Source organism: Capnocytophaga sp. G2, from assembly GCF_035282625.1.
Lineage (GTDB): Bacteria > Bacteroidota > Bacteroidia > Flavobacteriales > Flavobacteriaceae > Capnocytophaga.
In genome coordinates, this window is sequence record NZ_JAYKBU010000001.1 from 66,019 (window position 1) to 87,900 (window position 21,882).

Annotated in this window: 21 protein-coding genes, 1 tRNA gene and 1 pseudogene; 6 read left to right on the forward strand and 17 right to left on the reverse strand. The window is 36.9% G+C overall.

Annotation, left to right across the window (positions count from 1 at the left end):
• Positions 1-7: 7 nt before the first annotated feature.
• The 5 genes from VJJ03_RS00455 to VJJ03_RS00475 form a co-directional block, all read right to left on the reverse strand.
• Complete coding sequence (locus VJJ03_RS00455; RefSeq protein ID WP_009744688.1) at positions 8-1,285, reverse strand: spondin domain-containing protein; 1,278 nt, start codon at positions 1,283-1,285, stop codon at positions 8-10.
• Between the two features lie 42 nt (positions 1,286-1,327).
• Positions 1,328-1,870, reverse strand: coding sequence for a glutathione peroxidase (locus VJJ03_RS00460; RefSeq protein ID WP_009744689.1), 543 nt, complete (start codon positions 1,868-1,870; stop codon positions 1,328-1,330).
• A gap of 38 nt (positions 1,871-1,908) precedes the next feature.
• Positions 1,909-2,343 (reverse strand): DUF417 family protein, encoded by a 435-nt coding sequence (locus VJJ03_RS00465; RefSeq protein ID WP_009744690.1) that lies wholly within the window; start codon positions 2,341-2,343, stop codon positions 1,909-1,911.
• Positions 2,344-2,474: 131 nt separating this feature from the next.
• Positions 2,475-2,765: a hypothetical protein gene (locus VJJ03_RS00470; protein WP_009744691.1), complete on the reverse strand. Its 291-nt coding sequence runs from the start codon at positions 2,763-2,765 to the stop codon at positions 2,475-2,477.
• The gene (locus tag VJJ03_RS00475; protein ID WP_009744692.1) at positions 2,765-3,319 is read right to left on the reverse strand and encodes a sigma-70 family RNA polymerase sigma factor; all 555 of its coding nucleotides are present in this window, start codon (positions 3,317-3,319) and stop codon (positions 2,765-2,767) included. The genes VJJ03_RS00470 and VJJ03_RS00475 overlap by 1 nt, the downstream gene beginning before the upstream one ends.
• Before the next feature lie 641 nt (positions 3,320-3,960).
• On the opposite strand from VJJ03_RS00475, the gene asnS reads away from it, so the two are divergent.
• The gene (gene asnS / locus VJJ03_RS00480) at positions 3,961-5,385 is read left to right on the forward strand and encodes an asparagine--tRNA ligase (protein ID WP_323973150.1); all 1,425 of its coding nucleotides are present in this window, start codon (positions 3,961-3,963) and stop codon (positions 5,383-5,385) included.
• Positions 5,386-5,462: 77 nt separating this feature from the next.
• On the opposite strand, the gene VJJ03_RS00485 is transcribed toward asnS, so the two are convergent.
• Entirely contained in the window at positions 5,463-6,065 is a 603-nt protein-coding gene (locus tag VJJ03_RS00485) for a 50S ribosomal protein L25/general stress protein Ctc (protein ID WP_009744694.1), read from the reverse strand.
• Between the two features lie 21 nt (positions 6,066-6,086).
• Positions 6,087-7,031 carry a ribose-phosphate pyrophosphokinase gene (locus tag VJJ03_RS00490; RefSeq protein WP_009744695.1) on the reverse strand — a complete coding sequence of 315 codons (945 nt, stop codon included), beginning with the start codon at positions 7,029-7,031 and terminating at the stop codon, positions 6,087-6,089.
• A gap of 166 nt (positions 7,032-7,197) precedes the next feature.
• Here VJJ03_RS00490 and VJJ03_RS00495 point away from each other — a divergent pair.
• The 3 genes from VJJ03_RS00495 (at position 7,198) to VJJ03_RS00505 (ending at position 9,665) form a co-directional block, all read left to right on the forward strand.
• Positions 7,198-7,277 (forward strand) — tRNA-Leu (locus VJJ03_RS00495).
• A 69-nt stretch (positions 7,278-7,346) separates the two neighbouring features.
• Positions 7,347-8,576 (forward strand): sodium/glutamate symporter, encoded by a 1,230-nt coding sequence (gene gltS / locus VJJ03_RS00500; protein WP_009744696.1) that lies wholly within the window; start codon positions 7,347-7,349, stop codon positions 8,574-8,576.
• A gap of 312 nt (positions 8,577-8,888) precedes the next feature.
• On the forward strand, positions 8,889-9,665 hold the full coding sequence (locus tag VJJ03_RS00505; protein WP_009744697.1) for a GIN domain-containing protein: 777 nt from the start codon (positions 8,889-8,891) through the stop codon (positions 9,663-9,665).
• Between the two features lie 42 nt (positions 9,666-9,707).
• Here VJJ03_RS00505 and VJJ03_RS00510 read toward each other — a convergent pair whose 3' ends face one another.
• On the reverse strand, positions 9,708-10,370 hold the full coding sequence (locus VJJ03_RS00510; RefSeq protein ID WP_009744698.1) for a class I SAM-dependent methyltransferase: 663 nt from the start codon (positions 10,368-10,370) through the stop codon (positions 9,708-9,710).
• A gap of 254 nt (positions 10,371-10,624) precedes the next feature.
• Between VJJ03_RS00510 and VJJ03_RS00515 the strand changes: the two genes are divergently transcribed.
• Positions 10,625-11,938, forward strand: a complete 1,314-nt coding sequence (locus tag VJJ03_RS00515) for a DUF389 domain-containing protein (RefSeq protein ID WP_009744699.1) — start codon at positions 10,625-10,627, stop codon at positions 11,936-11,938.
• Between the two features lie 26 nt (positions 11,939-11,964).
• Here the strand turns inward: VJJ03_RS00515 and VJJ03_RS00520 are convergent, their stop codons facing one another.
• The 9 genes and pseudogenes from VJJ03_RS00520 to leuS form a co-directional block, all read right to left on the reverse strand.
• Complete coding sequence (locus VJJ03_RS00520) at positions 11,965-12,579, reverse strand: endonuclease III domain-containing protein (protein ID WP_009744700.1); 615 nt, start codon at positions 12,577-12,579, stop codon at positions 11,965-11,967.
• A 4-nt stretch (positions 12,580-12,583) separates the two neighbouring features.
• Entirely contained in the window at positions 12,584-13,282 is a 699-nt protein-coding gene (locus VJJ03_RS00525; protein WP_009744701.1) for a hypothetical protein, read from the reverse strand.
• Positions 13,279-13,971: a hypothetical protein gene (locus VJJ03_RS00530; protein ID WP_323973153.1), complete on the reverse strand. Its 693-nt coding sequence runs from the start codon at positions 13,969-13,971 to the stop codon at positions 13,279-13,281. The genes VJJ03_RS00525 and VJJ03_RS00530 overlap by 4 nt, the downstream gene beginning before the upstream one ends.
• A gap of 59 nt (positions 13,972-14,030) precedes the next feature.
• Complete coding sequence (locus tag VJJ03_RS00535) at positions 14,031-14,720, reverse strand: hypothetical protein (protein ID WP_040358139.1); 690 nt, start codon at positions 14,718-14,720, stop codon at positions 14,031-14,033.
• A gap of 16 nt (positions 14,721-14,736) precedes the next feature.
• On the reverse strand, positions 14,737-15,249 hold the full coding sequence (locus VJJ03_RS00540; RefSeq protein ID WP_009744704.1) for an STM3941 family protein: 513 nt from the start codon (positions 15,247-15,249) through the stop codon (positions 14,737-14,739).
• A 38-nt stretch (positions 15,250-15,287) separates the two neighbouring features.
• Positions 15,288-15,988: pseudogene (locus tag VJJ03_RS00545) on the reverse strand (hypothetical protein).
• Between the two features lie 15 nt (positions 15,989-16,003).
• Positions 16,004-16,525, reverse strand: a complete 522-nt coding sequence (locus VJJ03_RS00550; RefSeq protein ID WP_323973155.1) for an STM3941 family protein — start codon at positions 16,523-16,525, stop codon at positions 16,004-16,006.
• Positions 16,526-16,545: 20 nt separating this feature from the next.
• Positions 16,546-17,205 (reverse strand): hypothetical protein, encoded by a 660-nt coding sequence (locus VJJ03_RS00555; protein ID WP_323973157.1) that lies wholly within the window; start codon positions 17,203-17,205, stop codon positions 16,546-16,548.
• Between the two features lie 116 nt (positions 17,206-17,321).
• Complete coding sequence (gene leuS / locus VJJ03_RS00560) at positions 17,322-20,159, reverse strand: leucine--tRNA ligase (RefSeq protein ID WP_323973159.1); 2,838 nt, start codon at positions 20,157-20,159, stop codon at positions 17,322-17,324.
• An 887-nt stretch (positions 20,160-21,046) separates the two neighbouring features.
• Between leuS and VJJ03_RS00565 the strand changes: the two genes are divergently transcribed.
• Positions 21,047-21,880 (forward strand): glycoside hydrolase family 16 protein, encoded by an 834-nt coding sequence (locus VJJ03_RS00565; protein WP_009744711.1) that lies wholly within the window; start codon positions 21,047-21,049, stop codon positions 21,878-21,880.
• Positions 21,881-21,882: the final 2 nt, after the last annotated feature.

Genomic DNA, 21,882 nt, shown 5'->3' on the forward strand with positions numbered 1-21,882 from the left:
TTATCCGTTATTGCAGAGTTACTTTCACTACTTGTCCTGTTGCAGGTACAGGGAAAGTAGTACCTACCTTTGTAATCGGTTTTTCTTCCTTATCAGGTGTACCTCCAAAAAGTGCTTGTTTGTTTCCTGCGCCAGGGAATTGATCCACTCCTGTACCACTATCAAAAAGAGCTGTTTTGTTAGTAAGATCCCCTTTGCTGGTGGAAAGAATAGGGTCACTGTTGGCATAAAACCAATCATTAGAATAACCAAACATAAAAGCATAGGCTATTTTATCTCCTTGACTTTTCTTAATTTTTGTCATTGCCTTCCCATTGGGAGCAATAGGAGCATTTCCCGCTATATACACTTCTTTCACACCCTTCATTCCTTTTAAGGAGGCCTGTAGCTTGCTAAAATCTCCTTTTTGTGATAATTCTTTCAAACCTAAACCAGCATCCTTTTTACCCATTTCATAGAGAGGATTCTTATCTCCAGTATAGAGTACCACTACTGCAGGGGAAAGCCCTGTAATAATACCCGTTTCTTTTTTAACCTTCTGATACAAAGGATTAGGATCTCCTGTTTGAGCAAGGAGTGTAAGTTCCTTACTACTCTTCTTTTGTGCTTCAAAGAAAGGTTTCTCATCCAACAACTTTCCGCCTAATACATTAGATACTACCCAGACACCAGGGGCAAAAGGAGTTGTTAAGGACATTCCATCTGTACTCATCTTATCTTTGGATGTATTGGTAATTTTCAAGGTAAAGCGAGAGGATATAGGCTCATAACTTAGAAAAAGTTTCATTAAGTTCTGGGGCATTGTTCTTGCTTTGAGTGAAGTAATTGTCTTATCTTCTTGTGCTCCACTCATATCATTCTTAGTTCCATTATCCCAAAGGCTTACATCAGAGGAGATATCACCTGTTCTGGGATTCCCCTGAGCATCATACAACTCAATTCCCGGTTGTACACTTGCAAAGAACCAATCCTTAGAAGCACCAAACATCATAGCGAACATAAGTCGCTGTCCTTTCCCTGCATAAAAAGAGAAAGAGGCTGAATTAGTTTTAGGATCATCCGAAGGGAGAATAAGGTTCTTAATTTCCTTACCTCCTTCTCGGAATACGCCTTCTCCATGAAAGGTACCACTTTGTACATATTTCATGGGTTTTACTACATTCTCAAATGTAATGGTGGATTCTGCCTTATTTTCTGGAGGAGTCATTGGTTTGTTTTCGTCCTTTTTACAAGAGACAAATAATGCTGAAAAAAGCACAGCTGCTGAAAAAAGATTAAATCTCATACGTTGATAATTTTAATGTTTGTTTTTATTTAATTCGTTAACTTATTTTTCTATCCATTGAAGAATTTCAGGAGTGTCTGGGAGGGTTTTGGGAGGAATTACCTTCTCTAACATTCCATTTTTTCCTATCAAATATTTTTGGAAATTCCATTGAACTTGTGAATCAGTAACCATATTTAATTTTTTCTGAGTGAGAAACTGATAGAGTGGATGCATTTTTTCTCCCTTTACGGTTATAATCTCCATCATGGGAAAAGTAACTCCATAATTAGCCTGGCAAAACTGAGCTACCTGAGCTTCATTGCTTAATTCTTGCTCAAAACTATTGGAGGGGAAGCCAATAATAACAAAATCCTTATCCTTGTACTTCTGGTAAAGAGCCTCCAAAGATTTGTATTGTGGAGTAAGCCCACACTTTGAGGCGGTATTGACAATCATTACTTTCTTTCCCTTTAAAGAAGCAAAATCAAATACTTTCCCATAAAGGTCTCTGACTTTGAAAGAATAAATAGTGTTATCAGAGGTTTGTCCTTGTAGGACAAAGGTGCATAAAGCGACCAATACTAATGTTAGAACATTTTTCATACAGTTATATTTAATTAATAATGTTACAGTGTTACTATTCAAGGTTTTCTAAGTGATATAAATCCAGCAGCTAAAAGGGCTATATCCTTTAAAATAAAAAAATCGGTAATTGGGACTCCTTCAATAATGCGCCATTTATTAGGTGTAGTGAACAAAAAGCTAAGTGTTACACAGAAAATAATAGTACTTCCTATAAAGGCTATCTTACGGAAACATACAGAGCGTATTCCTAAAATAAAGGAGAACCCAACAATTATTTCAACAATACCAATCAAGTTAGATACTCCTTGAACAGAGAATAGGTGATATAACCATGAGAGCAGGAAGTGATGGGTTAATAAAGGCTTAATAGCATTTGCTTCCGCTTGGGTAAATTTGAAAACACCTATCCATAACAAGATAAGAGCTGTTCCATAGAGAATCGTATAATAACCTATTCTATAGAGAACTAAGATATTTTTTTTGTGATTCATAAGATATTTGTTTAAACTTTACATTCTCTTAGTAGAAGAAATCCATAAAAACTGACAAAAATAAAAAGTTAAAAAATAAGGGTGCTTATTCCTGCACCCTTAAAGAAAAAATTAACAAAAAGTAGAATACATTAAGTATGTTTGTATAGTTTCTCTTTTAAGTCTCTTTTGAAGTCCTCTAATTCACCTGGTTTCTCAGGGGTTCTTGCAATCTCTTTACCAAGGTTTTTCCGTAGCCATTGGTGAATAATAGCTGCCTTTTTACTGTAGGCTAAGCATAACTTACAGAGGTGTAAATGAGCCCTTAGCTGTAGGCTTTCCTTTAAGGAGAGCTTTGTATGTAACTGCTTTTCAATAAGAAAAGTAGCATCCTTACATGGAAGGATTATAAAATGAATGAACTTATGGAGGATTTTTTTCATTATTCTTTAAACCAATTAATTTCTAAACATTCTCTTAGCTGCAGACGACTTCTTTGGAGTGTCTTCCAATAATTAGTCTGTGATATATAGATATCCTGACATATTTCTGAATATCTTTTCGCTTCGAGATAACACATTTTAACCAAGATTTTCCACTTAGGAGGTAACTTCTCTAAACAATCCTCAAGAGTATCATGAAAATAAGTATCGTCCAATAAAGCCACCAGATCAGGTTCTTCCTCCGCCCATTCTTCCAAATTTTGATTATTCCTCCAAGAACCATCCTCATCAAAGAAATAATCAAAGCTAACATGCTGTGCTTTGTACTTTTTTTTGTAATAGTCAGCGACCTTATGGTGTAAAATCCCTTTTAGCCATGTAAGAGGATTACTCTTGCCTTCAAAAGAATCAAAACAAGAAAGAGCAGTAAGGAATACCTCCTGCACCATATCCTGTGCTTCTATCCTATCAGAAAGCAAATAGTAAGCATGGTCTAATAACTTTTGGGTATAGCGATCCACCCATTGGGCAACTTCTTCTGTTACTGATTTCATCTAATATATTTTTAAAAAATACTTGTTTATATAGTCGTTCATTTATTGAAATCCTGACAAAAGTATTTTTAATTATCAGATATTAAACATTAATTACCAAATATTTAACATTTTTATTTTACTTACTCTCTTCTCTTAAATGCCTATAGAAGTAAAAAAAAGATAATATGCCGTGCCTTTTGTCCTTAAAATAAATTTTCAAAAGTATATTAGTTCATTGACTATTAATCAAGAGGAAAAGCACCTATGTTCATGTAAAATAGACGGTCATCACTAATTGAAGTTCAATAATAAAAAGGCTTACAAAGTAAAAGATAAAACAGGAATAGAAGACTTTAGTGAAGATATCCTAAATAAGATTCACTGAAAAAGTAGCTTATATAGATAAGAATAGGTAATGAAACAGACAATATTACAAACCTTTTTACAAGAAAGCATATAAAAAAGCCACTACAGTTGAATATGTAAATAAGAAGGAAAAAACTAAAACTTTTATTTTTCATGCTAAAATTCTACTTTTTTCACTACCTTTGCAGTTCACTTGAGTATTAGGGTAGAAGTAAGTTGCTAATCATCTCTCTATTCGTTTTGTAATTATTTGGTGACTTTACTTAATTACCTGTTATTATTATCTTAATTATATGAGTATTAAAGAATTATTACAAGGAAAGAAACACTCTGAGGGGATAACTCTGAAAGGTTGGGTGCGCACTTTCCGTAGCAATCGTTTTATTGCTTTGAATGACGGTTCCACTATTGAAAACATCCAAGTAGTAGTGGATTTTGAACATACGGATGAGCAGCTCCTAAAGCGAATTACTACAGGAGCAGCAATTGAAGTGAATGGAAAAGTAGTAGAAAGTCAAGGGAAAGGGCAAACTATTGAGGTGCAAGCCTCTCAAATTACCATCTTAGGAGATTGTAATCCCGATGAGTACCCTATTCAACCCAAGAGGCATTCTTTAGAATTCTTACGAGAGAATGCTCACTTACGTGTACGCACTAATGTCTTCGGGGCTATCATGCGTGTACGTTCTACTTTAGCTTATGCTATACATAGGTACTTACAGGATCATGGCTTCTTCTATGTAAATACCCCTATTATCACCGGAAGTGATGCAGAAGGTGCCGGTGAGATGTTCCGTGTAACTACTTTAGATGCCAAAAACCCACCTCTTACTACAGAGGGTGAAGTAGACTATAAAAAAGATTTTTTTGGACGAGAAACCAACCTTACTGTTTCCGGACAGCTTGAGGGAGAAACTTTCGCTATGTCTCTGGGAAAGATATATACTTTCGGTCCTACCTTCCGAGCAGAGAACTCCAATACTTCCCGACACTTGGCTGAATTCTGGATGATTGAACCAGAAATGGCTTTCTATGACCTTATCGATAATATGAACCTTGCTGAGGATTTTATCAAAGAGGTACTTCGTTATACCTTAGAGGTGCGTCGTGATGATATTGAGTTTCTTAACCAACGATTCCTGGAAGAAGAAAAAACAAAACCTCAACAGGAACGCAGCGAAATGTCCTTGATTGAGAAACTAGAGTTTGTTATCCATAATGATTTCAAGCGGGTAAGCTATACCGATGCCGTAGAAATCCTTAAGAACTGTAACTATAACAAAAAGAAAAAGTTCCAATACCTTATAGATGAATGGGGGGTGGATCTGCAAAGCGAACATGAACGTTATTTGGTAGAAAAACACTTTGGCTGTCCTGTAATCCTCTATGACTATCCGGCGAAGATAAAGGCTTTCTATATGCGATTGAATGACGATGGCAAAACTGTACGAGCCATGGATATACTTTTTCCTGGCATAGGCGAAATTGTAGGAGGTTCTCAGCGTGAGGAACGCTATGAGGTACTCAAGAAAAAAATAGCTGACTTAGGGATGAAGGAAGCTGACCTATGGTGGTACTTGGACTTGCGCAAATTTGGTACCGTAGTACATAGTGGCTTTGGTTTAGGCTTTGAGCGATTAGTGCTCTTCACTACTGGAATGTCCAATATTCGTGATGTAATTCCTTATCCTCGTACTCCTCAAAATGCAGAATTTTAATACCTTATACAAAGAGAGGCTTTCCGTAACGGAAAGCCTCTCTTTCTCTATAAAAAGAAATTCTTTTAGAAAAAATTTTACTTCTTTTTCTTGGCAGTAGTATCTGCTTTAGCTGCATCCTGAGCCGCTTTGAGAGCAGCACGTGATACACGTACTTGGCATACTACTGTATTATCAGGGTGCATAATTTTGTATTTATCCTGTTTTATTTTCGTTACATAGAAACGGTTACCCATTTCCATCCAAGAAATGTCTATAGGGACAAAATCAGGCAAGTTATCAGGCAAAGACTTTACTTTGAGCTTACGGTTCACCACACGAAGAGTACCCCCTGCAATAACACCAGGAGCTGTTCCTACAATCTGAATTGGCACCGCCAAGGTAATTTCTTTATCCTTATGTAATTGATAGAAATCCACATGGATAATCTTATCAGTTACAGGGTCAAACTGAATATCTTGGAGGATTGCTGTATATGTTTTTCCTCCTAATTCAATCGTTGCTGTATATACATTGGGAGTATATACCAAGTTCTTGAATGCTAAGGCATCGGCTGAAAAGTGAATGGTATTATCCCCTCCGTATAGTACGCAAGGAACCTTTCCAGCATTACGTAAGGCTTTGCTTGCTGCTTTGCCCACGCTTTCTCTTTGAGATCCTACGATTGTAATTGATTGCATAAATATATATTAATTAAAAATTTAGATTAAAAATTTGTTGCTAATAGAAGCATGTTCATGTACCGAATGCATAACATCTGCGAAAAGTTTAGCACAACTTAGTACATGTATTTTCTTACTATTTATATTGCTATGAGGCACTGAATCGGTAACAATGAGTTCCTCTATAGGTGATTTTTCTATCTTTTCCAAGGCATTACCACTTAGTAGTGCATGGGTACAGACAGCTCTTACACTTAGGGCTCCTTTTTCTATCATAATCTCAGAGGCTTTCACAAGGGTTCCTGCTGTGTCCACCATGTCATCCACAAGGATGATATTTTTACCTTCCACTTCCCCTATTAAGTCCATCTTTTCTATCACATTCGCCTTTTTGCGCTGCTTATAGCAAATAACGACCTCTGAATTAAGAAACTTAGCATACAGATGTGCTCTTTTAGAACCTCCCATATCAGGAGAAGCAACACATAAGTTATCTAAATTCAAGGATTCAATGTAAGGCAAGAAAATAGTAGAAGCATAAAGGTGATCTACTGGAATTTCAAAAAAGCCCTGAATTTGATCTGCATGTAAGTCCATTGTAATGATGCGTGTAGCTCCTGCTGTTTCTAGTAAGGTAGCAACAAGCTTCGCAGCAATAGGTACTCGTGGCTTATCCTTCCTATCCTGACGTGCCCAACCAAAATAAGGAATTACAGCCGTAATATGCTTAGCAGAAGCGCGCTTAGCAGCATCTATCATTAGCAGCATTTCCATCAGATTCTCTGAAGAGGGCTGTGTAGAACCAATCAGAAATACACGTGATCCCCTAACGGATTCCTCAAAAGAAGGTTGAAATTCACCATCACTGAAATGTGAGAAGATAATTTTCCCTAACTCAATACCGTATTCGTATGCAATTTTGTTTGCCAATTCTGTAGATTGTGTGCAAGCAAAAATCTTAACAGCAGGTATAGAATTTTCCATAAGTCAAGTAGTTATAAGTATATTAGATTTTTTTATTGTATATGATTTTTCTCTCTTATTTTTAAGGCGCAAAGATATAAATTAAAAATGATTTTTGAAAAAGATTTATTCTTTTTTTGTCATTTCAAAAAATAATTGTACTTTTGCACCCGAATTCATAACAATTGCCTGAGTGGCGGAATTGGTAGACGCGCACGACTCAAACTCGTGTTCTTCGGAGTGAGGGTTCGATTCCCTCCTCAGGTACTGTGCTTAAGTTTCCTCTTAATTACTAAGAGGATTTTTTATTAACTCCATCTAATAACTTTATTTGTTATGAATACAATCATTATTGATTCCTATTACACCCTTATTATTGCGACCTTAGTACTTCTATTGGGAAGGTTTTTGGTCAGCAAAATCCAATTCCTACAGAACTTTAATATTCCAGAACCTGTCGCAGGAGGATTATTAGCTGCCTTTATTATTTATATTCTGTACATGAGTACGGGATTATCTTTTTCTTTTAATGAGGGCTTACAGGACACTTTTATGCTTATCTTCTTCTCTTCCATTGGCTTAAGTGCGGATTTTTCTCGGCTTAAAGCAGGAGGTGTAGGGTTATTCATCTTCCTGGCAGTGGTGGCGCTTTTTATAGTAGTCCAGAACATAGTAGGAGTAAGCTTAGCAGCAACTTTCGGATTAAAGCCTATTGTCGGCTTAATGACTGGTTCAATCACCCTCACTGGAGGACATGGTACTGCAGGGGCTTGGGGCAAAGTCCTTGAACAGAAATATAATATTACAGGAGCTACGGATTTGGGAATGGCAGCCGCTACTTTCGGTTTGGTACTTGGTGGACTTATTGGTGGGCCTGTAGCACGTCGCTTGGTAAACAAAATAGGGAAAAAACCTCTTGCTGAAACAGGACAGGAAGATACTGCAGATACCACAGTGGAAGTATTTGAACATCCTGAGAAGCGCCGGTTAATCACCTCCAAATCAGTTATCGAAACAATGGCTCTCTTTGCCGCCTGCTTATCTTTTTCTGCACTGATGACCCTTCCTGAAATAAAGGCATTTTTCCCTGAAAAATTCACTCTTCCTCAGTTCGTATGGGCGCTTTTCTTCGGAGTTATCCTAAGGAATGTACTTACTTCAGCTTTCAAAGTTAATATGTTCGACCGAGCCATTGATGTATTTGGAAATGCCTCCTTAAGTCTGTTCTTAGGAATTGCCCTGCTGAACTTGAAATTATGGCAATTACTGGATTTGGCGTTGCCTATGCTTGTAATACTTGCTGTACAAACATTTGTAATGAGTACATATGCCTATTTTGTTACCTATCGACTAATGGGGAAGGATTATGATGCAGCCGTTTTAGCTGCAGGTCACTGTGGTTTTGGTTTAGGAGCTACTCCTACAGCAGTAGCTAATATGCAATCTGTAACAGAGCGGTTTGGACCTTCTCATAAAGCTTTCTTGATTGTTCCTATGGTAGGTGCTTTCTTCGTAGATTTTATAAATGCCTTTATACTCACCACTTTTATAAGTATTCTCACATAATCTTTCTCTTTTGATTAAAATGAGAGCCTTATACATTTTGTGTATATTCAATTAGTAAATATAAGTATATAAATGATATTACTCATTTCCTTTTAGACCTTTTAATTTAATTTATGAAGTCTTCATTAGTCTTATGTAAGAAGCAGCAATAGCTGCAAAACCCTTTTTTAATAAATATTTGATTTTTAATTATTCATTTGTTAGGTGCTACAAAAGCAATAATTATTTACGAAATATTACTTCGTTTTTTTGTCATACTATTTTAGTAAGAAATTAATTCATATATTTGCCAAAAATAAATATGGTTGTATCATGAAAAAATTAGCCTTGTTCCTAATTACTTATTTCTTTATAAGTTCCTTATATGGACAGATAAATACCTATGAACCTTCTGGAAAGAGGAGTATTAAAACTTTTAAAGTAGCCAAATACGATAAAATCCTAATAGATGATAGTAGTTTTAATATCATACTAAAAAATGGGAAAAGTGGTGAAATACAAGTGGAAGCAGATAATGCTATTCACCCTATTATCAAAATATTTGTAGAGGACAGTACCTTAAAAATGAAAGTTCAAGGTGAAGGAGGAGTCTCCTTAATAACTACAGGAAAGATCTATGTAACCATTCCTGTAAGTGATGAAATAGAGCAGATCTACCTCAAGTGGGCGGGAGATATCTCTTCCACAAAGGAAGTGCGCTTACAAAAAATGAATATAAAAATGGAATCGGTAGGTGACTTGGACTTGCAATTGAATGTAGATGAACTTGAGTTAACCATGGGAATTATAAAAGGAGGACGTATGTTCTTACAATCACAAAACTGTCAGCTATATGCCAGAAGTGTACAAGAGGTTTCCTTCAATGGGCGTATAAAGAATTTGGATATAGAACAGTGTGATAGTGACCTAAATTTCCAAAATGTGAGGGTAGAAAATGCAAACCTTTTTACCGATGGTATGGGCACTATGCGCTTGTGGGTGGAACGTACTCTTAAGGGAAGTATCATAGGCTTCTTGACCGTCTCCTACAGAGGAAATGCCAAAGAAGAAATTTCAGTAACCAAACCTGCAAAAGTAATCAAGGAATAGAACTTGGTAATAAGAGAGATCGTTTGAAAAGGATAGCCCCCTTTACTTATTAGCCATAGCTACATAAAAGGGTCTGGTGATATTCCTATTGCCCCGACCAGCAATATCTTCTGTGAAGGAATGTACTCTGAAGTTAGTAAAACCTACAGAGAGAAGCATATCCTCAAGTTCCTTGTGACTGTAGAAAGCAAAGCCTTCTTTGGTAAAAGGCATACGCTCTCCAAAAGCCTTATCTATATATCCCAAACAGAGCTTCCCGCCCTGTATAAGATAGGAATACACCTGTTGGAAATGGCGCTTAAGATCATTGATAAAGTAATATGTGTTTACCGAAAAATATGCATGAAAAGAGGAAGGTAAAAAGCTTAGTGTCTCTTTGGTATTCTCTTTCAAAAAAACAGCTCTTTTCTGCCTTATGAAGACATTGTTATTGGCTTTAGCTTGCCTTATCATCTCAGCGGAAAGCTCCACGCCTGTATAGTGTATATCCTTAGCTTTACAGAAGAGATAGGGCAGATGCTTACCGTTACCAAAGCCTATTTCCAATACATGGTCATCTTGCGCTAACGCAAGAGTATCTATGGTCTTTTCAATCATATTTCGGTTGGAAACAAAAAGGTAGTCCCCAATCTCCTGAGCAAGAGTTCCCTCAGGACAACGCAACTGCCTTCCCAAGGCTAAATAATCAGTAATAGGAGGATTCATATCATTAAATAAAATGCAAAGGTAAGGAAAAAATATATAGTTCCTCCTTTTGCCAATGAAATCATTAAGAAAAATATATTCCTTTTCCTGTGTTTTTATAGTGATTTAGGTGCTTTATTATCTGTATCCTCTATGGAAGGGAACGAAGGGACATTCAGTAATAGATATTTTTGTTAAATTTTTATCAACGACATGAGTTAATAAGTAATAATTAATTATCTTTGTCTCCATAAACACTAATTGAAACTAATATAATGAGTTTTCTAAAAAACCTTCTTAATTTGCATCAAGGAGAGGAGAAAAAAGAAAAGGTAATAGAGGATATTCTTAGTAATATTTCTTTTCGTGGTGCTAATTTATGGATTTTGGCTTGTGCTATTCTCATTGCCTCTATTGGATTGAATGTCAATTCTACTGCAGTGATTATAGGAGCGATGCTTATTTCTCCCCTTATGGGACCTATTGTAGGAGCAGGTTTTGCTTTGGCTACCTATGATTTTGAACTTCTAAAGAATACAGGTCGCAGCCTGTTGATTGCTACCTTCGTAAGCTTATTAGTTTCTTTTGTCTACTTCTATATAAGTCCGTTCAAGGATGTACAATCTGAGTTATTAGCACGCACCTCACCTACTATCTATGATGTACTGATTGCCTTCTTTGGTGGGGTGGTGGGAGCCATCTCGCTTACCCGTCAGGAGAAAGGAAATCCTATTCCAGGAGTAGCCATTGCTACGGCTTTAATGCCCCCACTCTGTACAGCAGGATTTGGATTGGCAACAGCTAATTTTACATATTTTTTAGGGGCTTTTTATTTATATAGTATCAATTGCTTTTTTATAGGAATTGCTACGTTCTTGATTATCAAATATCTTAAATATACACCAAAGAATACAGGAAACGAAGCTCTCAACAAGCGTCTGCGTTATGTCATTACCTCATTGGTAATACTGATTATTACTCCCAGTTTGTATTTGGCATATAGCCTTTTCCAGGAAAAAAATTTCCATGAGAACGTAACCCATTTTATTACTGCTGAATTTGAAAATAACGGATATACGATTATTTATAAAAGAATACATTATAATTCAACTCCTAAAACTATTGAATTGGCTTTTCTGGATAAGAAATTCACAGATGAGGAACTGAAGAACTTACAGAATAACCTAAAAAACTTCAATATACTCAATACTGATCTTGTTATTCGTCAAAAGGAATCGGATATCAGTGCTGAAATACTATCAGAAATTAACAAGAATAAAGCTTCTCTCTCCAATAAGGATGTGAAGATTAAATATCTTACAGAAGAATTAGAAAAGTATAAGATGGAGGATAATAAATTTGCCCAAGAAATAAAAATCCTCTTTCCTAATATTAAAAATTTCTATTTTGGGAAACTCAATAGTTTCTCGAAGAAAGATACCATTGGTACAACTACAGTGATGCTCTATGAACCTGTAAAGGAAAGTATAAAAGGAAAAGAAGTAGTTAAGGAAATAGATACGGATAAACTTCAAAGGTGGCTCTCAGAGAAGTTTGGAGATAAAAACATTAAAATTATAAGGGAGTAGTACATTCTCCACCTAAAACATTAAGCCTACTGTAAAAGCCAACGCTCATCGGTATTGCCTCGTCGGTAGGCTTTGCCATGTTCATCTATCACAGCATGCCACTCTTGGCAAGTTTCTAAAGAAATATCCGCAACTAAGGGCATACACTCTTCACGTAGAGCCTTGTAGGTGGTAGCTGTGGTAAGCCCTAAACGATTAAAGAGGCGCAAGGCATATTGGTCAGCAATGAAGACATTTCTACCAAAGATATACAACAACATTGCATCGGCAGTCTCTTCACCTATTCCTTTGATAGAAAGGAGTTCTGTGCGAAGTGATTCAGTAGGAATAGCTGTGAACTTTTCTAAGGAAGCTCCATGCGAGACATACCAAGCCATCAAGGCTTTGATATAGGTACTCTTCTGTTTGTAAAAACCCGCAGGACGGATAAGAACTTGCAGCTCCTCTTCTTCCATTGTATGTAAAATGGCTACTGAGAGCTTACCTTCAAGATTTGCAAGGGCTCGCTCGGCATTCTGTTGCGTAGTCTGCTGGATGAGAATCATAGAAATCCAGTCGGATAGACGATTAGGATGGTTCCACCAATTTTGCTTGCCATAATGGGCGAGGAGCTTGTTTAGTACCATGATTTTTGCTTGCATTGATTTAGGATTTTATATCAGCTATAGGGTTGTATTTTTTAATGAGGGTTTCCAGATGAGGATATACCCTTTCTGTCATACTAGTGATAAACCTTTTGGGATATCTTATAAGAACAGTTCTATTTCCTTTGGAGTACCAAGAGCGTATTTTTTCTACTTTCTTAGGATCCACCTCCCGAATGGTGAAAAAAGTTAGAAAATATAGTTTTCCTTTACAGAGTATAAAAAAAGGAAAATATTTTCTTAGCCAAGGTAGGTTTTTCTGCATTTTCAATAAATAGGCAAAATCATGATCACTCATCTCTTCAAGAAGTAGGTGCTGAGCTTGGGCATTTCTCTTTACTACATAGCTCAATAGGTAATATACCAAAAGAATAAAAGAAAGGGGGATGAAGAGCAAAGAGAGTTCCTCTGTCCCACCAAGGTTGACTTCTTGCTGGAAGGTCATCACAAAAAGAGGAATAAGAGGGGCTACAAGCACAAGGCTTAGGAAAATGCCCATCCCTATACAGATGTACCGTTTGTATTTCTCTACTTTCTCTATATACTGCCTTCGTTCGTTATCTAAAGCATGATAAGGTATGTAGTGAGCCACACGTTCTTCAAAGGTATTTTTTCGAACAGCAGCAAAGTAAAAGAGTACTCCCATAACGGCATAGAAGGGAAGAGTACTTATTAAAATGGGAATATATATGTTCATCATGGAGTTATTAGTGTGGGATTATATTCTTTAATGATCTCTTTAAAATAAGGAAATTCTCCGCGAGATAGGGTGAAAATCATGTTTTTAGAGGTTTTAAGTTGTACAAAAATGCCATTCTTACCACTACTCCAATTGATTGAGGTTATTTTGGTAGGGTCAATTTCTCGAATAGCAAAGAAAAGGAATATGTACAACTGATCATTACGCAACACAAATGAAGGATTATACTTACTGATAAAAGGCAAACTGTCTTTTATTTTGAGGAGCAACTCAAAATCACTATCGCTCATTTGCTCTACCAGCATACACAAGGCTTTTTCGTTGCGCTTGAACACATAAGAAAGAAGCCAATACACTAAAAAAGCAACAAAGTAAATAAAAGGGATTACCCACTTCATTTGATTAAAAAATAGCGAATGTAACGCAGTTATTATACCTACTTCCTGTATCATCACTATAAGATAGATAAATAAAGGCGCTGTAAACATTACGATAATAATGCCAGTAACCCACAAACGGAACTTGTGCACCCCTTTCAAATAAGCCTCCCGTTTTTGCGACAGCTGGTGCTGAGGGCGATAAAGTGCCAAGCGCTCTTCAAAGGCATTTTTTCGCACTATCGTAAGGTACAGAAAGATACCTATAAAAATCACTAAGGGTGCCAAACAGATAATGTAAATTATGTACATAGTTACTATAAAATGAGGTTTTGTTTTTTAATAGGAGAATTTCTTGGTTTTTTACTTAGTTAATAATTGAATTTGAGTTTTGTATATTGTTCTACAATTTGTAAAAAGAGAGGTAATGCACTTTTAGATATACTAAAAACGGTAACTTTAGCTTTAGGATCTTTAATACGTACTAAAAACCCATGTTTAGTACTATACCATTTTACTGAGGTAATTTGGGTAGGGACAATTTCTTTAATCGTATGAAAAAGAAAAATATATAAGTGATTGTTACACAACATAAAAGGTGGGGCATATTTGTAGGGAAAAGAGAAATTGTCTCTTATTTTGAGGAGTAGTTCGAAATCGGAATCACTCATTTGTTCTAAAAGCATACGTTTGGCTTTTTTACTGCGTTTCTGTATATAAAAAAGGATACAATACCCCACGAAAAGGGGCAGTAAAGTGACTAGTATTGTCATCAAGTTCTCATTAGAAAATGAGGTATCAGTTTTGCTTATTTCTTGATAGTTATCTTTTAACAATACATAGACTAAAATGAAGAAAGGTAGTAAAAGCAGAGCGAACATTATATGATTATTTTTACTAACTTTCTGCATATAGACTTCACGTTTTTGTGATAGCTGGCGATAAGGGTAAAAAATATCGATGCGTTTTTCAAAATCATTTTTGCGTACTACTACAAAATAGAAAAGCACAAATAAAAAAAGAAATAAGGGTGCGAACCAGATAATGTAAATTATGTCCATTTTTTTTAGATAAGAGTTAAGAATTGCCATATTTAGCAAAATACTCATTGATAAGCCTTTCTAATTCCTCAAAAGTAATATCCAATTCACTATTGTCGATTTGAATTCCTTCAAACCTATTCTTTATCTCTTTACTTTTGATTTTGCTCAAGTAGCTTTCAGGGTGTTTGAGTTTGATATGGATGTGTATTCCGTAGAATTTCATTCTGCCTATAGCAGCTATTTCGCTCCAAGGAATTTCACCTACCCATTTACCTACAAGATTCACATTGCTTTTGAGGTACTCAGGAGTGAGTATTACACCTCCTTTGCTTCTCTTTAACGATAATAGTGCTTTTATCCCCATAAAAAAGAGAATAATGGCAACTATCAATAAAACTAAAAAGAATGCTAAATAGTATAGATTTAGGGTATCAGCTGATAAAATAAGAGCAATAAAACCTGCTATACCAAGCATTACAAGAGCATAGATGCCTGTGAGTTTCAGCATTTTCTTTTTGCTGAACGGAATGATGATAGTATCTTTCATTTTTCTATTTATTTAATATGTTATTCTGAGAAATAAGATTAGATTTTTAGTTTTGTATATTTTTCAACAACCTTTTGAAAGTAAGGAAATGCCTTCTCTGGCATTATAATTCCAATAATTTTCTTCGACAATTTGATTTGTACAAACACACTATTCCTGCCACGACCCCAACCCCAATTACATTTCATATCGGTAATTTTAGTGGGGTCAATCTCGCGAATTGTAAAGAAAGGAAAAAGGTACAACTGATGGCTGCACAACACAAACGGTGGACTGTACTTGTTGTCCAATGACAGACAGTCTTTCACTTTTAGCAATAGTTCAAAATCACTATCACTCATTTGCTCCACTAGCATACACAGGGCTTTTTCATTGCGCTTAAACACGTAAGAAAGAAGCCAATATACCAAAAAAACAATAAGGTAAATAGTAAGGTTATTCATTCCATTTGATTGAAAAATAGCGAATACAAGGCTGCTGTTATACCTATCTCTTGTATCATCACTATAAGATAGATGAATAAAGGCGCTGTAAATATCACGATAATAATGCCAGTAACCCACAAATGGAACTTACGCACCTCTTTCAAATAAGCCTCTCGCTTTTGCGACAGTTGGTGCTGAGGGAGATAAAGAGCTAATCGCTCTTCAAAGGCATTTTTTCGCACTATCGTAAGGTACAGAAAGATATCTATAAAAATCACTAAGGGTGCCAAACAGATAATGTAAACTGTGTCCATAATTTTAAGTAAGAGTTAAGAATTGCCGTATTTAGCAAAATACTCATTGATAAGCCTTTCTAATTCCTCAAAAGTAATATCCAGTTCGTTGTTATCTATCAAAATTCCCCAATATACTGAGGAAGCCTCCTCTCTATTGTTAATTTTAGCTGCATATTTTTCAGGGGACTTGAGCTTCAAGCGAAGTATCCCTTTATAGGTAAGTTGAGACATACGATGTATGGAGTCTATTTCAATCCAAGGAATTTCACCTATTACATTATGATAAATTGACGTATTGTTTTTTAAATATTCTGGAGTGAGTTCAAGTCCTTCATTTTTCTTATTAAGAATAGAAATTTCTATTCTTTTTCTAATGAAAACAGTCACTCCGACAGCAAAAATAGCAATAACTACTCCTAAAACGAACCAATTGATATCACCAATAGATATGATAGAAACTATAATTCCTAACAACAAAAGCAGAAAAAAACCAAGATACATTTGATTTTTTTGCTTTTTCTTTCTACTAAAAGGGATGATGATAGAATCGTTCATTTTTCTATTTAGTTAATATGTTATTCTAAAGTTTTTATTTGAGCATTAGGATTGTATTTCTCGATAATCTCTACCAAAAGAAGATATATATTCCTATACATCACAATTGAAGTAGATTCTGTTGATTTGATACGTACAATTAGCCTTCCTCCTTTAGCATAAACAAAACTTATTTCTTTTATTTCTGTAGGATCAATCTCCTCAACGGTAAGAGAAGTAAATAAGTACAGCTTATCTTTGCAAAGTATAAAAGGAGGAAAGTATTTGAAGAGAAATAATTCTTTTTGTACACTCTGCAATAGTCGAAAGTCGCTATCACTCATTTGTTCTAAGAGTGCTTGCTGGTTTTTTATATTTCTTTTTAAAATACTATATAGTAAATAAATAGCCAAACACTCTATTGCTATTAGAAAAATTAGAAGAAGAAAAATGATAGGAATTCCAACATCAGCTAATAGAAAAGCGCATACAACCATTAACGGAAAGCTAACAAACAAGCCTATAACTACGCTCGCTTTTTTGATATATCGCTCTGCCCCTCTGATATATTCCTGTCGTTCGGGGGAAAGAAGTCGGGGAGTATGATAGGCTAAGCGTTTTTCGAAATTACTTTTGTACTGCACAATAAAATATACCGAAACAACTACAAGCACGAATATGAGAATGATTATGGCATTCATTGTATACATACTTTTAATTTTTGATTCACTGTGAAGTTGTATTTTTCAAACTTTCAATAATGGGGTTAAGACAAAAAAAGAGGCTTCTCCTCAGTGGGCGAAGCCTCTTTGTATTATTACATTACAATATTGATAATCCTATTAGGCACTACAATTACCTTTTTAGGGGTGTTGCCTTGTAGCTGTTCTGCAGTTTGAGGATCGGCGAGGATAGCTTGCTCTATCTCTGCCACACTCATACTGGTAGCATAAGCGCGTTTGAAGCGTACTTTGCCGTTGAACGATACAGGATATTCCTTGCTGTCCTCTTGCAAATACTTATCCTCGTGTACGGGATAAGGTGCATAAGTCACGCTTTCGGTGTTTCCGAGCCTTTTCCAGAGCTCTTCGGCGATATGTGGAGCGAAGGGTGCTACCAACACCGCAAGAGGCGCTAAAACGTCTCTATGGTGGCATTTTAGTGTTGATAACTCATTCACGCATATCATAAACTGACTCACCGAGGTATTGAATGAGAAATTCTCGATATCTTCATTTACCTTTTTGATGGTTTTATGCAGGGCTTTGAGCATCTCGGGCGTAGGAGCTTCGTCGGTTACTTGCCAACCATTATCATTGAAATACAAACGCCATAGCTTGCGCAAGAAGTTATACACCCCCGATATACCTGCTGTGTTCCAAGGTTTGGCTTGTTCCAAGGGTCCTAAGAACATTTCGTAGAGGCGCAAAGTATCCGCACCGTATTGCTCGCAAATATCATCGGGGTTTACCACGTTGTATTTGGATTTCGACATTTTTTCGACTTCACGACCTGTGATATACTTACCATCTTCTTCTAAAATAAACTCTGCATTGGCAAATTCTTTACGCCACGCCTTAATTTTCTCAATGTCTAATTCATCGGAAGTGTCTTTTAAGAGAGAAACATCTACGTGAATAGGTTGTACTGATTGCCCTTTTATTTGACTTTTAGAAACAAAGGTATTGGTGCCCTCTAAGCGATACGCAAAGGCACTCATACCCAATATCATACCTTGATTGATGAGCTTTTTAAATGGTTCTTCAGTGGGGGCAAAACCGCGGTCTTTGAGGAATTTGTTCCAGAAGCGAGAGTACAAAAGGTGCCCTGTGGCGTGTTCGCTACCCCCTACGTATAGGTCTACGTTTTGCCAATAGTCTACTACGGCTTTGGTAGGGAAGGTTCCACGTGCGTCTTTTTCCATCATATATTCCAACCAATACCACGAAGAGCCTGCCCAACCTGGCATCGTATTCAATTCTAACGGGAATATGGTTTGGTTATCAATAAGCTCATTGCTCACTACCTTATGGTTTATGGTATCCCACGCCCAAGTGGTCGCGTTGCCCAACGGTGGGTTACCCTCTTCGGTAGGGAGGTATTTCTCTACTTCGGGAAGGAGAATAGGGAGGTACTCCTCGCCTATCATCTGTGGCAAGCCGTTTTCATAGTATACTGGGAAAGGTTCGCCCCAATAACGCTGACGTGAGAAGACAGCATCGCGAAGGCGGTAATTCACTTTGGCTTTGCCTGCTCCTTTGACTTCTAAGGCAGCTAACACTTTGTCAACCGCTTCGTCAAAGTTATTGCAACCATTGAGGAAATCCGAATTTTGGTAAGTCATTCCCTCTTTGTCGGTAAAGGCGTTTTCCGAAATATCTTTATCGAAGATGTTAATCACTTCAGGCATTCCTTTGGCGCCCTTGAAGTGTTTGGCAAAGGCATAATCGCGGTCGTCACCAGCAGGCACTGCCATTACAGCACCCGTACCATAGCTAGCCAATACATAATCGCCTATCCAAATAGGGATTTGCTTGCCGGTAAGTGGGTGCACGGCATACGCCCCTGTGAAAGCTCCTGATACGGTTTTGGTATCGGCCATACGGTCGCGCTCTGAACGTTTGGCAGTAGCAGCGATGTAGGCTTCTACCTCAGCGCGTTGTTCCTCAGTAGTAATTTGCAATACTAAGGGGTGCTCGGGGGCAAGGGTAAGGTAAGTAACGCCGAAGAGAGTATCGGGGCGAGTGGTGAAGACCTCGACTTTGTGCTCGCCTCTGGCGAGCACAAAGTCGATAGAGGCTCCTACTGATTTTCCTATCCAGTTGCGTTGACTTTCTTTGATGCTCTCACTCCAATCGATGGTGTCTAAGCCTTGCAAAAGTCGTTCAGCATAAGCCGTGATGCGCATACTCCATTGGGTCATCTTCTTGCGAATAACAGGGTGACCCCCACGCTCAGATACGCCATTGACAATTTCATCGTTGGCGAGTACAGTACCTAAAGCAGGACACCAGTTTACTTCGGTTTCTGCCAAGTAGGTAAGTCGGTATTTTAGTAAATGACGTTGTTTGCTTTCAGCTGTCATTGCGTGCCATTGGGCAGCAGTGAAGGTTGGGGTATCGTCGTCACAGGCAGCATTTACCTTGCTATTGCCTTCTGTTTCAAAGAGAGCGATAAGCGTTTCGATAGGCTCTGCTTTGTCGGTTTCGTTATTATACCACGAGTTGAACAACTGTATGAATATCCACTGGGTATGACGATAGTAATCGGGGTCGGAAGTTTTCACCTCGCGACTCCAATCGAATGAAAAGCCTATTTTATCGAGCTGCTCGCGATAGCGCTTGATGTTCTGCTTAGTAGTTTCAGCAGGGTGTTGCCCTGTTTGGATAGCGTATTGCTCGGCTGGCAAACCAAAGCTATCGTATCCCTGAGGGTGCAATACGTTAAAGCCTTTGTGACGCTTGTAGCGCGCCACGATGTCGCTGGCAATATAACCCAGCGGGTGCCCTACGTGTAAGCCCGCTCCTGAGGGGTAAGGGAACATATCAAGCACATAGTACTTAGGTTTGGTACTGTTATTCTGGGCTTTGAAAGTTTGGTGTTTAGCCCAATATTCTTGCCAAAAGGCTTCTATTTCTTTGTGATTATAGGTCATAGTGCGAGCCACAAGGGCACTTAATTATTAGAGTGCAAAGGTAGTATATAATTCACAAATGAGCAAATTTGGAAATTAGGTAAAAAAAGGAGAAGTGTGAGTTGCAAGAAATGCATCAGCAGAGGAATCTTTAAAATACTTTTATACCTTTGTGTTTTGATATTAAACGTGTTTATACCTTTTTGAGGAACTTGGATATAAATTCCAATAGAAGCATTCCAATCCAAGTTATGTTTAAATATCCATACCTCAATTATAAATTCTTTATATTCGTAAGGCTAACCATTTGATTGCCCAATTTTAAATCTGTTTTTGCATAATTCCTCATCAAAATAAACATCTGGTTGCTCTCCATTTTGAGGATGAGGTTTGACGTTAGCTATAATTTTTTTCTTTCTAAAAATTCTCTAAGAGATTTACTGTTAAATCCTGCATCTACATTGAAAAACATTCCTTTACATTCTATATCTGCTTCTTCTAAAAATCCTAAAATCTCCTTTAATACCTCTTCTATTTCATATAAATCATTATGATTCCCTCCATTGTGTTCCTGTTTTTAACCTCGTGATTATCAATAAAAATATTGAAGCTAAATCAAAATTACTTTTAAATCCTCTTTTTCCTACACTTAAAAAAGGAATAATCCAATTATTTATTGTATCTTTGCCCAAAGTTCCTGAATTTTAGTGTTCTTTTTTTCAAACACAAAATTACTAATTTTTGGGAACTTTTACTTCTCTAAAAAAGTTTAAACAGCTTCTGTATCTTTGCCCAAAGTTCCTAATTTTTAGTGTTCTTTTTTCCAAACACAAAATTACTAATTTTTAGGAACTTTTACTTTATTTGAAAAGTTTAAACAGCCTTATTTAAAAATAATATAACATATCATGAAAAATTTATTTATTATTCTATGTGCTCTCAGCATCACTATAGGATGCTCTCAGCAAGAAAAGGAAGAACCTTCTAAGCAAAAGGAGGAGCCTTCTAAGCAAAAAGAAGGATGGAAATTAGTTTGGGAAGATGATTTTAATCGCGACGATATTTTCTCTACCAATATATGGTCAAAAATATGGGGTTGCCCAAAGTCAGATGCTGATTGGTGCAAAACAATGAGCCAAGACCCAAGTTTATTTGAAATTAAAGACGGTAATCTTATCCTCTTAGGTAAACCCAGTACTGACCCCGCTAAAGACAAATCGGAATACATCACAGGAGGTGTTTCTACTAAAGGGAAGAAGTATTTTGAAAAAGGACGATTAGAGATCCGTTGCAAACTCGAAGCTACTCAAGGAGCCTGGCCTTCTATCTGGATGGTACCCAATGCCCCTTGGCCTACAGGAGGTGAGATAGACATCGTAGAACGGCTCAATTATGAGCCCTTTGTACACCATACCGTACACTCCACTTACACACAAGCGGGTAAAAAAGATCCTACCAAGCGAACCCCAAAAAGCACTGCTACAGCTCCTATTAACCCTGATGATTATAACGTCTATGCCGTAGAGCTTGACACTGATGAGGTACGTTTTTATGTAAATGGCAAACAAACATTTAGCTATATACGTGTACCCGAGAAGGAAAGTGAGGGGCAATTCCCCTTTGCCCGTCCCTATATGTTGCGCATCGATATGCAATTAGGAGGTAAATGGGTAGGTAAAGTAAAACCTTTTACTAAGCCAGTAAGAATGTATGTAGACTGGGTGCGTTTTTATCAAAAATAAAA